The following is a 10,852-nucleotide window of genomic DNA, read 5'->3' as shown; positions in this document are numbered from 1 at the left end:
TCTCGCGACAATAGCCTTGGTCCCTGCCGCGGCAGCCGACGATCCGCTGCAGCCGAACGAGGGTCCCTGGCGGATCATTCTCCGTGATCAGCTCAAGGTCGAGAAAGCGTGCAACCTCAACGAGGTGCTCTCCTACCAGGAGATCCCGCTCGGCGACGACATCGGCGTCGACGGCCGCATTTCCTGCATCGACGGGCGCGAGTTCAACTTCACGCGCAGGGGCAAGCACCAGAAGTTCTCGATCGAGATCTGTGGGCCGGCGGTCTGCTAGCGGGGCTTTCGGGAACGCGGGAACCGGTTTCCGAGCGAAGACCCACGATAGAACAAGGATCTGCCGCCGTTCCGCTATTCACCGAACCGAAACGGCTCCGGGGCTCAATCCCAGATATCGAGGATGAGGTTCATCGGGAACGGCGAGTCTGCGCGGCTCGCGGTCCAGCGTTTGAACGCGGCCGAGTCGTCCGCATCGAGCGCGGCCGGGATTGCGTCTTCCAGCGCCGCCTCCGCGTCGTGATGACGCCGGCGCAGCGAGAACGTTTGCGCAAGCGGTGCTGTGAGCTCCGTGCTCTTGTGCCGTCCGGCAATGAAAGTATTGAGGATTGCCGTCACCTCGACGTGTCTCGCGCCGATCTCGTCATGTTCGCGGCCGAGCCCCTCGAGCAGATTGCGGACCTCCGACGGCGTGTCGGTGGCCTTGGCGATGATCGGGAACAGCACCACGTCCTGGAACCCCACGTGCTCGGACCAACTCGGCTCCAGCACGGCGACGAGGACGCGTGCGAGGCGCAGCCCGACCGGAGACGGCAAGCCTGCGGCAAGACTGGCTATACCCTTGTCGATCTCGGCCTGAAGGTGGCGGTCCGCCGAGAGCCTCCGGCCCAGTTCGAGCGTCTGCTGGGCGGATCGGTCATGTTGGGATCGCATGGCTTACCTTCGCTTGGGGCGTCGGCTGACCATAACGTCGCATGTGGCGAGGTCTCTTGATTGAGATCACACGCCGAGCCGCCGGGTCGGGATAGAGTTCGACATCGGCTGCGTGTTACAAACTCTCACAATTCGTCACGCTCTCCACATACGGGCGGTTCGCAACGCGCCTTAAATCCTCGCATCGCACCGAGCGGCAAGCCGCGACATTCAGGCGGTCGAGGAGAGATGATGCTGGCGATCAATCCCATTGAAACCCGTCCCTATGTGCAGCGCTCGCGGCCGGAAGCGCCGGAGCGGGGCACGCTCGATGAGCGGCTGTCCCACGCGTCCGAGCGCAAGCTCGAGGCCAAGGAGCACGTCTTCTGCGAAGGCGACCCCCGCACGCACGTCTATCGCGTCGAGGAGGGCGTCATCGCCATCTACAAGACCCTCTTCGACGGCCGCCGACGCATCATCGATTTTGCCTATCCCGGCGACTTCATCGGCCTCGGCGTGCTCGGCGAGCACATCATGAGCGCCCAGGCGACCTGCGCCTCCAAGGTGCGCTGCCTGTCCGCTTCCGCCCTCGAAAGCCTCGCCGAGACCGACGCCTCCCTCGCCCTCAAGCTCTACAAGTCCGTGTGCCAGGACCTGGTGGCGGCGCGCAGCCTGCTCGTCACGGTCGGCCAGCGCAGCGCCGTCGAGCGCGTGGCGGCGTTCCTGCTCGCTTTGCATCGCCGCACGGGTGACGCTCCGAACGACGAGGTGAAGCTCGCCATGCGGCGCAGCGACATCGCCGATCTCCTCGGCCTCACCATCGAGACCGTGAGCCGCACGCTGACCAAGCTGCGCGAGATGAGCGTCATCGATGTCGAGCAGGGCGGCACCACGGTGACGCTGCGGGATCTGCCGCGTCTGACGGATCTTGCCAACGAGTAAGCCAATTTCAGGATCGCGGCGGCACAATCCGTCGCAGTAGGTTGGCCGGCTCCAGGTTCGCACTGTACCGCGCACGCCGGAGCGCGGCACGGGTGGGCCGAGAGCCGGTCTCTTCGTTTTATGGCTGCCGCCGGCCGCGCCGAGTCGCCCCGCGCGCAGCGCGGCGTTCCCGACAAGGGGAACCGAGCCTCATCGATCGGCATTCCTTGCACAGTGGTAACCGGAGTTGGAGAGGTTCCCCATGCGGAGAGCTTATATGACGCTTGCCGCTTGCGTGGTCGCTGCCGGGAGTGCGTCTGCCCAAGAGGTCTATGTCGACGACTGGAACGACGACGAGGCCTATGTCGAAGAGCCGGCTTACGTCGAGACGCCGGCTTACGAGGAGGAGGTTCCGGTTGAGGACGGAATTGTCGTAGGTCCGCGGGTCTACGGTTGGACCGTGCTGCAGCCCGCCAACTGCGGGACGTTCAAGTACTGGAACGGCGAGTATTGCGCCGATGCGCGCTACGACCTGCCCGAGGAGTAGGTGCGGCCACGAGCGACAACGCTGTGAAGGTCGTCTACGGGCCCGACAAGCCTGCCCTGCAATGGGCGCTGCTCTATCCCGAGCTCGGCAGAGCGTCACGTCCAAGACCGAGGACGACGTCGTAGAGGCGCGGATTGCCGAGATGGTCGAGATCGGCGCCGGCTTCGATTTCGGTCTCAGGGGCACGTTCTGCTCCGGCCCGCTGCGCGATCAGGCGTTCCACGGCACCTATAGCGTCGAGACGCGGACGGGTTCACTGAGCCTCGGCGCCTGAGCCTACATTTGCGTGCTTACGCCACACCGTGCTGCTTGAGCCAGGCCAGCAGCCGCGACCAGCCTTCCTTGGCCGGCTCGGCCCGATAGCTCGGCCGGTAGTCGGCGTGGAACGCGTGTGGCGCGCCTTCGAACACCACGATCTCGCATGTCTTGCCGGACTTCGCGCAGGCCGCCCGCATGGCATCCACCGTGTCGAGCGGAATGCCCTGGTCGGCACTGCCGTAGAGCCCGAGCACCGGCGCCTTGAGGTCGCCCGCCACATCCACCGGATGCTTTGGCGTCAGCGCCGAGGGCTCGCCGACGAGCCGCCCGTACCAGGCGACGCCCGCCTTGAGCTTCGGGTTGTGCGCGGCATAGAGCCAGGTAACGCGTCCGCCCCAGCAGAAGCCCGTGATGGCAAGCTTCTCGACGTCGCCGCCGTCGGAAGCGGCGAAGGCGACGGCCGCGTCGAGGTCGCTCATCACCTGGGCGTCCGGCACCTTCGCCACCACCGCGCGCACCTCGTCGATGCTCTTGAGGCCCGCGACGTCGCCCTGACGCACGTACATCTCGGGCGCGATGGCGAAATAGCCCGCCTTGGCGAGACGGCGGCAGACATCCTTGATGTGCTCGTGCACGCCGAAGATTTCCTGCACCACGAGCACGACCGGGAACGGTCCGCCTTGCGCCGGTTTCGCGCGATACGCCGGGATTGCGCGGTCGGGCGCGGCGACCTGCACCTCGCCGGCCTCGAGGCCGTCCGTATCGGTGGTGATCGTCGTCTCCGCCGCCACCGGCTGCGTGGCGAGCGCGAAGCCCGTTGCCAGCGTGGCCAGCACCGCCTCGCGCCGCGAGGGCTCGAACTTCGGAAACAGGCTCCGCATGTCGGATGCGAGATTGACCTCGGCCGCGTCGTCGTTTGATCGCGTCATGTCGGAAAGCTCCCGTCGTTGCCGGCACCGAGGAGCGGTGACTAGCCCATGGCAATGACGAAAACATGGGGCCGCGCCGGCGCGGATCAAGCGCGGGGGGGTACGCCGGCGGTCAGTCCTTGCCGCGGCGCGCGGAGGTCTTGGCGGGCTTGCCGGTCGCGCTTTTCCATTCCTGGGCGGTGAGCGCCCCGCTGTTCTCCAGCCGCCGGCGCCGGTGCGCCTCGAGCCGCGCGCGCTTGAGCAGGATAGCATCGTAGTTGGGGTGGCTCGGGTCCAGTTGGATCGGGACGGGCGCGGGCTTGCTCTTCTTCATCGGATCCTGCAGGCGAGGAGAAACACGAAATGGGATAATGTCCCATTCTAGAGGGAAAAATTCCCGATCCGCCACCCCCACAGGCGAAAATTCTCGCGAAGGAGCCAGGAAGTCACTCCGATGCGGCAATGAAGATTGTCAAAAAACAACGAGTTAATACTCAGCGCAGGATGGCCACTACCCGGGCGGGAGCCGCCGACGCACCGACGATCTTGAGGGGAAACACCGCCACTTCGAAGCCGGAGGGCGGCAGCGCGTCGAGATTCGTGAGCTGCTCCATGTGCCAGTAGGGCCGCCGCTGTCCGACGCGGTGCGCCTCCCAGAACAGCGTCGCGTCGCCTGTAGCGCGCGACTTCGCGATCTGCGCCCGGAACGGCAGATCCCAGCCCCACTGGTCGATGCCCATGACGGTGACGCCGTGGTCGAGCAGCCATTCGGTGGCCGCCGCGCTCATGCCCGTTCCGGTCTTCCAGAAGTCCTTGGTGTCCATCAGCCGGTCGCGGCCGGTGCGGATCAGCACGATCGTTTGCTCGGTGAGCGTCGCGCCGCTCTTCGCGAGCGCCGCTTCCATGTCCGCCACCGTGATCGGATCGTCGTCAGCCTTGTGCGAGAGGTCGAGCACGACGCCGGGCCCGATGCAGCGCTCGAGTGGAATCGCCTCGATGGTCTGCGCCGGCGCGCCGCCCGACTCCGGCCCGTAGTGCCAGGGCGCATCGATGTGCGTGGTCGCATGCACACCCATGCTGACGGTGTCGTCGGCCCAGCCCACGAAGTCGCGCGGAAAGAGCCGGAACGGCAGCCCGAGCGCCCGCACGAGCAGCTTCGCCATCCAATGCGGCTTGTGCTTGACGCGGACCCGCATGAAGAACGGGTCGTCGCGGTTGAAGCGCACGGGCTTCGAGAGATCGATCACTTTCACGACGCGTTGTCATCCTTCTCGGCAAATGGTGTTCCGGAGGCGGCCGACCCCCTCGATGGCGATCTCGATGGTGTCGCCGACGTCGAGTAGGCGACCGACCTCGATGCCGCTGCCGCCCGGCAGCGTGCCGGTTGCGAACAGCTCGCCGGGATAGAGCTGCTCGGAGCGCGACACATGCGCCAGCGCTTCGCCGAGAGACCAGCGAGGATCTGCGGTCGACGGCTCGGCGTAGAGGAGGTCGTTGATACGGACGGATCCCTTGAGATCACGCCACCGTGGCAAGATCTCGTCCGCGCTGACGACGACGCTCGATAGCCCGTTGCGGAAGTGCTTCGACTTCTGCGGGCCGAAGCCCGAGCGCATCTCTTCATGTTGCACGTTGCGCGCGCTGAAGTCGTTGATCACCACGAAGCCGCCGATGGCGGCCTCGGCCTCCTCCGGGCTGGCATTGAACAGCGCATTTCTGAGCACGAATCCGAGCTCCAGCTCGTAGTCAATACCTTCGGCGTAGGCAGGGATCGCAATCTCCTCGCCGTCTCCGGCAAAGGCGAGATGGTTGCCCATGTAGTATATCGGCTGCCGATACCAGAGCCGATGCGGCTTCAGAAGCGGGAACGGCGGACCGAGCAGGCGCTCGTAGGCCCGCACGACGGGCCAGGCGTTGCGCATGTACAGGCGCACGAAGCCGCGCGCCGCGTCGATGGCATGACGCTCGTAGAGCATGAAGTCGCGGAACGAGTGCGGCGCGAAGGGGAGGGTGACGGGCGCGGTCGTCCTCGGCGTCGGGTGCGAGGCGCGCTGCGGCTTCCGCGACGCGCGCACGCACGTTCTCCGGTGCGCCGAGCAGGGCGACCGCATCGCCCGACCAGCGCGCGATGTCCGCTTCCGGAACGGCGGGTGTGACGCTGCGCAGCACGCGCGCAGCATCCACCCAGCCGTCACCTGACGCGATCTGCACCGCGAACCCCACGCCGTCTGATACGCGCCTGAGCTTCATGCCGGATCCCCTTTGAGCGGCCCTTCTGCTCCCACATCATCGCCATTCGATCAATGAACGATCCGCGTGCTGTGTCGCGCGGTCCCTCCCCATATGGGAACGGTTAAAGGGACATTTCGGAACATCGGCAGTTTCGGGGTTCCCGTCCTATCCCCGCCCTCCGGGGGCAGGTTAATGTGTCCGGTCCGTCGTAGCTGCAGTTGCCGGCGCCCGCCGGCCATGCCATGCAGCAGGCCCGCACCCCTAATGCTCGCAGCCACATGTCACCAGCCTGGATCGAAACGCCCTGTCCCGCACCGTCCGCCTCGCACGAGGCGGCCGCCCGTGCGCGCCAGGCCGTGCTCACCAAGCCCGCCGGCTCCCTCGGCACGCTCGAGGCACTGGCCATCACGCTCGCCGCCCTGCAGGCGACCGAACGCCCGCGCGCCGCGCACGCGCCGATCATCCTCTTCGCCGGCGACCACGGCGTCACAGCGCAGGGCGTCTCCGCCTATCCGGCCGCCGTCACGGTCGAGATGCTGAAGAACTTCGCATCCGGCGGCGCGGCGGTCTCCGTGCTCGCCCGCACCCTCGGCGTGCCGCTGACCGTGGTCGATGCCGGTACGCTGGCCGCCGATCCGGTCCCCGGAACGGTCGTCGACAAGCCGCGTCGCGGCACGCGCGATTTCACGGTCGAGCCGGCGATGACGGACGCGGAGCTGGACTTCGCCCTTGCGGTCGGGCAGCGCGCAGTGGAGAGGGCCGGCCCCGCCGACCTCGTGCTTTTCGGCGAGATGGGGATCGGCAACACGACGTCGGCCGCAGCAATTGCCGCCGCCTTGCTGGCAAAGCGGCCTGCGGAGATCGCGGGCGCCGGCACCGGCCTCGACGCCGCGGGCGTCGTGCACAAGATTCGCGTCATAGAGGCCGCTCTCGCGCGTCACGCCCTCGATGGCTCCTCGCCATCCGATCCGCGCCGCGTGCTGGCAACCGTCGGCGGACTCGAGATCGCGGCGCTGACCGGCGCCATCATCGCGTCCGCGCAGGCGCGCCGTCCTGTGCTTGTCGACGGCTTCATCGTCACCGTGGCCGCGCTCGCCGCGACGCGTCTCAATCCATCGTGCGTGCCCTGGCTCATCTATTCGCACCGCTCGGCCGAGCAGGGCCACGGCGTCGTGCTGGACGCGCTCGCGGCGCGCCCTGTGCTCGACCTCAACCTCCGGCTCGGCGAAGGCTCCGGCGCCGCCACCGCGCTCGCCGTGTTGCGGCTGGCCTGCGAGCTCCACAACGGCATGGCGACGTTCGAGGAGGCGGCCGTGTCCGGCCGCAGCGCGCCATGACGGTGGTCGATTTCCTCCGCCACGGCGAGACCGAGACGAGAGACACGCTTCTCGGCCGCACCGATGCGCCGCTCTGTGCCGCCGGCTGCGAGGCGGTCGCGCGCCAGATCGCGGGGCGTACGTGGGGAGGGATCGTTGCCTCGCCCTTGAAGCGCGCCAGGGAGACCGCCGAGATCCTGGCCCTGACCGGCGAACAGAGCGTCGAGGTCGATCCCGACTGGCGCGAGATCGACTTCGGCGACTGGGACGGCCGGCCGCGCCGCGACCTCGCCGAGGATGCGCGCCTCGCCGCATTCTACAAGAACCCCGACGCCAACCCGCCGCCGAACGGCGAGAGCATGGACGCCGTGCGCGCCCGCGTCGCGTCCGCGCTCGACCGGCTCGCCGCGAAGGGGGACGGTCCGGTGCTCGTAGTCGCCCATGGCGGATCGATCCGCATGGCGCTGTCCATCCTGCTCGCCATCCCGCTCGAGAGGCTCTGGGCCGTCCGCATCGCCTGCGCGACGCTGATCCGAGTCGAGATGGGCACCCACCCCATGCACGGGCTCTGGGGAGAGATCATCGAGATCACGCAGCCGCCGGAGGCCCGCGAGGCATGACGGGCTTCCTCATCGCCCTCAAGTTCCTGACGCGCCTGCCCGTGCGGGTCTCGCCGGAGCACGCCGGGGATCTTGCCCGCGCCGCGCCCTGGCTGCCCGCCGTCGGCGCGCTGGTGGGCGTGCTGGTGGCGCTGGGTGTCACGCTCGGCATGGTTGTCGGCCCCTGGGTCGGCGCCCTGCTCGGACTCCTCGTCTGGGTGCTCATCACCGGCGGCCTGCACGTTGAAGGGCTGGGCGACGTGGCGGACGGCCTGGGCGCCGCCCACGGCAATCCGGAGCGCTTCGTCGAGGTCGCCCGCGACCCGCACCTCGGCAGCTTCGGCGCCATCGCCATTGCGCTACAACTCGTCGCCAAGCTGGTGTTGCTCGCAGCGGTGGCGGAGCGCACGGCGCCGGGTGAGCTGTTCGCCGGGCTCGCACTCTCCGCCGCATGGGCGCGCTGGGCCACGCTGGCAGTCGGCCGCGCCGTGAAGCCGTTGACGGAAGGATTGGCGAGCCATCTCGCCGCGGGCATCACGACGACGCCTGTTGCCGTCGAGGGCGCGGCGCTCGCCGCCATCTCGCTGGCCGTGGCGCCGCCGCTGCTTATCGCGCTCCCGCTCGCGGCCGCTTTCGCGCTCTATTGGCGCGCCCGCGTCGGCGGCATGACCGGCGATTGCCACGGCGCCGGTATCGAGATCATGGAATCGCTGCTGCTCTTCGCCCTGCTTCTGGCGTGAGGACGTCATATTCCTCCGGCACGGCACCTGTGTTAGCACCCCTGTGCGAGCGGACTCGACGGTGCCCCCATGAATCTTGCGCTGGCCTTTCTTGCACTCCTTGTCGAGGCCGTCGCCGGCTACCCGCAAGCGCTGCTGGCGCGCATCGGCCATCCGGTGACGTGGATGGGCGCGCTCATCGCACGCGCGGAGGCGGTCTGGAACGAAGGCCACCTCTCGTTCCCGCGGGCGCGCCTGCGCGGCATCCTGGCGCTGGCGACGGTGCTGCTCGTCACGCTGTCGGCCGTCCTGCTGATCGATCATGCGCTGGGGCTCCTGTTACCGGCACTGGCAGCGCTCGCGGTGAAGGCCGTGCTCGCGAGCGCGCTGCTTGCCGGCCGCAGCCTCGACGATCACGTGACGGACGTCGCGGAGGCGCTGGAGCAGCGCGGCCTCAAGGGTGGGCGCGAAGCGGTGTCCCGCATCGTCGGCCGCGATCCCGCGACGCTCGACGAGGCCGGCGTCTCGCGCGCCGCCATCGAGAGTCTGGCCGAGAACTTCTCCGACGGCGTCGTCGCGCCGCTGTTCTGGCTGATCGTCGGTGGCCTGCCGGGATGCGCGCTCTACAAGGCGATCAACACGGCCGACAGCATGATCGGCCACAAGTCGGAGCGGTATCTCGCCTTCGGCTGGGCGGCGGCGCGGCTGGACGATCTCGTCAACCTGCCCGCTTCGCGCCTCTCCGCGCTCTGGCTCGTGGCCGCCGCGCGCCTGATGCCGGGAGCGGACTGGCGGGCTGCGGCGCTGGCCGCGCTCACCGACGCGCCGCGCCATCGCTCGCCCAACGCTGGCTGGCCGGAGGCGGCCATGGCGGGCGCGCTCGGCCTTGCGTTGGCCGGCCCGCGCAGCTACGGCGGCAAGCGTGTCGCCGATGCATGGATGGGCAGCGGTCGGCGCGAGGCAACCGCCGCCGACATTCATCGTGCGCTCCGCCTCTACCGCATTGCCTACGTCCTTCAGGCCGCCGTGATCGGCGTAATGGCTGTCATCGTCGCCCTGGTGCTGTTCTGGCTCTGAGCGCGCACCGCGCGACTCTCCCGTTCATGCGAAGCGAGGCTCGGCCATGACGGTGGAAGGATAGCGTGGAGGCTGCCCGCGCGTGATGCGGCTACGTGTCTGGACTCCGGCCTCCGCCGGAGTGACGTTCCTTTGAGGTACGCTATCGTCCTTCCTCCCACGTCATCCCGGCGTCATGGCGGAGCCATGCTTCGCACGGACGGCCGGGATCCAGATACATGGAAGATCAGCCAGGCGCGGCTTCGATGTCGCTGGGAAGCCCTGGTCTCCGCTACACCACGCCGAGCGCGCGCATGGCCTCCGCCACGCGGATGAAGCCCGCGACGTTGGCGCCGAGCACGTAGTTGCCGGGCGAGCCGTACTCCTCTGCCATCTCGGCGCAGCGATCGTGGATGCCCTGCATGATGGTCGCGAGGCGCTGCTCGGTGGTCTCGAAGCTCCACGAATCGCGTGAGGCGTTCTGCTGCATCTCGAGCGCGCTCGTCGCCACGCCGCCGGCGTTCGCGGCCTTCCCGGGTCCGAACAGGATGCCCGCCTCGAGGAACGTTTTCACCGCTTCCGGCGTGCACGGCATGTTGGCGCCTTCGCCCACGGCGATGACGCCGTTCTTGACGAGCGTGCGCGCGTCCTGCCCGTTGAGCTCGTTCTGCGTCGCCGACGGCATGGCGATGTCAGCGGGGACGTCCCAGATCCGCCCGCCGGGCACGTAGGTGGCAGCCGCGCCGCGCGCCGCCGCGTAGTCCGCCACGCGTCCGCGTTTGCGCTCCTTGATCTCCTTGAGCAGCGGCAGGTCGATGCCCGCCTCGTCCACGACGCAGCCGTCCGAATCCGAGCACGCGATGACCCGGCCACCACGCTGGCTCACCTTCTCGATGGTATAGATGGCGACGTTGCCTGCGCCCGAGACGATGACGCGTTTGCCCTCGAAGCCCTGCTTGCGCGTGCGCAGCATGCGCTCGACGAAATAGGCGGCGCCGTAGCCGGTCGCCTCAGTTCTGACGCGAGAGCCGCCCCAGGTGAGGCCCTTGCCCGTGAGCACGCCCGACTCGTAGCGGTTGGTCATGCGCTTGTACTGGCCGAACATGAATCCGATTTCGCGCTGGCCGACGCCGATGTCGCCGGCCGGCACGTCGGTATGCTCGCCGAGATGCCGTGCGAGCTCCGTCATGAACGACTGGCAGAAACGCATGATCTCGCCTTCCGAGCGCCCCTTCGGATCGAAGTCGGAGCCGCCCTTGCCGCCGCCGATCGGCATGCCGGTGAGCGCGTTCTTGAACACCTGCTCGAAGCCGAGGAACTTGATCGTGCCGAGCAGCACCGTCGGATGGAAGCGGATGCCGCCCTTGTAGGGGCCGAGCGCCGAGTTGAACTG

The 10,852-nt window shown here is 68.3% G+C and carries 14 protein-coding genes; 8 read left to right on the top strand and 6 right to left on the bottom strand.

Annotated elements, in window-relative coordinates; all coding sequences use genetic code 11:
- Window positions 1–271 (top strand): hypothetical protein (locus tag IT540_RS20360; RefSeq protein ID WP_291181708.1); only part of this gene is annotated, 271 nt, incomplete at its 5' end.
- Between the two features lie 104 nt (window positions 272–375).
- On the opposite strand, the gene IT540_RS20355 is transcribed toward IT540_RS20360, so the two are convergent.
- Entirely contained in the window at window positions 376–924 is a 549-nt protein-coding gene (locus IT540_RS20355) for a hypothetical protein (RefSeq protein ID WP_291181707.1), read from the bottom strand.
- Between the two features lie 228 nt (window positions 925–1,152).
- Between IT540_RS20355 and IT540_RS20350 the strand changes: the two genes are divergently transcribed.
- The 3 genes from IT540_RS20350 (at window position 1,153) to IT540_RS20340 (ending at window position 2,645) form a co-directional block, all read left to right on the top strand.
- Window positions 1,153–1,845 (top strand): helix-turn-helix domain-containing protein, encoded by a 693-nt coding sequence (locus IT540_RS20350; protein WP_291181706.1) that lies wholly within the window; start codon window positions 1,153–1,155, stop codon window positions 1,843–1,845.
- A 241-nt stretch (window positions 1,846–2,086) separates the two neighbouring features.
- Complete coding sequence (locus IT540_RS20345) at window positions 2,087–2,371, top strand: hypothetical protein (RefSeq protein ID WP_291181705.1); 285 nt, start codon at window positions 2,087–2,089, stop codon at window positions 2,369–2,371.
- 61 nt (window positions 2,372–2,432) lie between these two features.
- Window positions 2,433–2,645: a hypothetical protein gene (locus IT540_RS20340; protein WP_291181704.1), complete on the top strand. Its 213-nt coding sequence runs from the start codon at window positions 2,433–2,435 to the stop codon at window positions 2,643–2,645.
- A 16-nt stretch (window positions 2,646–2,661) separates the two neighbouring features.
- Here the strand turns inward: IT540_RS20340 and IT540_RS20335 are convergent, their stop codons facing one another.
- The 4 genes from IT540_RS20335 to IT540_RS20320 all read right to left on the bottom strand — a co-directional run bounded on the left by IT540_RS20335 (window position 2,662) and on the right by IT540_RS20320 (window position 5,612).
- Window positions 2,662–3,558 carry a dienelactone hydrolase family protein gene (locus IT540_RS20335; RefSeq protein WP_291181703.1) on the bottom strand — a complete coding sequence of 299 codons (897 nt, stop codon included), beginning with the start codon at window positions 3,556–3,558 and terminating at the stop codon, window positions 2,662–2,664.
- 112 nt (window positions 3,559–3,670) lie between these two features.
- On the bottom strand, window positions 3,671–3,871 hold the full coding sequence (locus IT540_RS20330) for a hypothetical protein (RefSeq protein ID WP_291181702.1): 201 nt from the start codon (window positions 3,869–3,871) through the stop codon (window positions 3,671–3,673).
- 160 nt (window positions 3,872–4,031) lie between these two features.
- Complete coding sequence (locus IT540_RS20325; RefSeq protein WP_291181701.1) at window positions 4,032–4,790, bottom strand: cyclase family protein; 759 nt, start codon at window positions 4,788–4,790, stop codon at window positions 4,032–4,034.
- A 9-nt stretch (window positions 4,791–4,799) separates the two neighbouring features.
- Complete coding sequence (locus IT540_RS20320) at window positions 4,800–5,612, bottom strand: fumarylacetoacetate hydrolase family protein (protein ID WP_291181700.1); 813 nt, start codon at window positions 5,610–5,612, stop codon at window positions 4,800–4,802.
- A gap of 435 nt (window positions 5,613–6,047) precedes the next feature.
- Between IT540_RS20320 and cobT the strand changes: the two genes are divergently transcribed.
- The 4 genes from cobT (at window position 6,048) to cbiB (ending at window position 9,480) form a co-directional block, all read left to right on the top strand.
- Complete coding sequence (gene cobT / locus IT540_RS20315) at window positions 6,048–7,106, top strand: nicotinate-nucleotide--dimethylbenzimidazole phosphoribosyltransferase (RefSeq protein WP_291181699.1); 1,059 nt, start codon at window positions 6,048–6,050, stop codon at window positions 7,104–7,106.
- Window positions 7,103–7,705 (top strand): histidine phosphatase family protein, encoded by a 603-nt coding sequence (locus tag IT540_RS20310; protein WP_291181698.1) that lies wholly within the window; start codon window positions 7,103–7,105, stop codon window positions 7,703–7,705. Before cobT ends, IT540_RS20310 begins: the two co-directional genes overlap by 4 nt.
- Complete coding sequence (locus tag IT540_RS20305) at window positions 7,702–8,424, top strand: adenosylcobinamide-GDP ribazoletransferase (protein ID WP_291181697.1); 723 nt, start codon at window positions 7,702–7,704, stop codon at window positions 8,422–8,424. The genes IT540_RS20310 and IT540_RS20305 overlap by 4 nt, the downstream gene beginning before the upstream one ends.
- 69 nt (window positions 8,425–8,493) lie before the next feature.
- A complete protein-coding gene (cbiB, locus tag IT540_RS20300) occupies window positions 8,494–9,480 on the top strand; it encodes an adenosylcobinamide-phosphate synthase CbiB (protein WP_291181696.1) in 987 nt (328 codons plus the stop codon).
- A gap of 271 nt (window positions 9,481–9,751) precedes the next feature.
- On the opposite strand, the gene gdhA is transcribed toward cbiB, so the two are convergent.
- Window positions 9,752–10,852, bottom strand: a 1,101-nt coding sequence (gene gdhA / locus IT540_RS20295) for an NADP-specific glutamate dehydrogenase (RefSeq protein WP_291181695.1), incomplete at its 5' end; no start/stop codon positions are given.

The sequence above is a fragment of the Hyphomicrobium sp. genome (assembly GCF_020852195.1).
GTDB lineage: Bacteria > Pseudomonadota > Alphaproteobacteria > Rhizobiales > Hyphomicrobiaceae > Hyphomicrobium_C.
The sequence above is the reverse complement of the archived record's forward strand: the minus strand, read 5'-3'. Positions and strand labels throughout refer to the sequence as shown.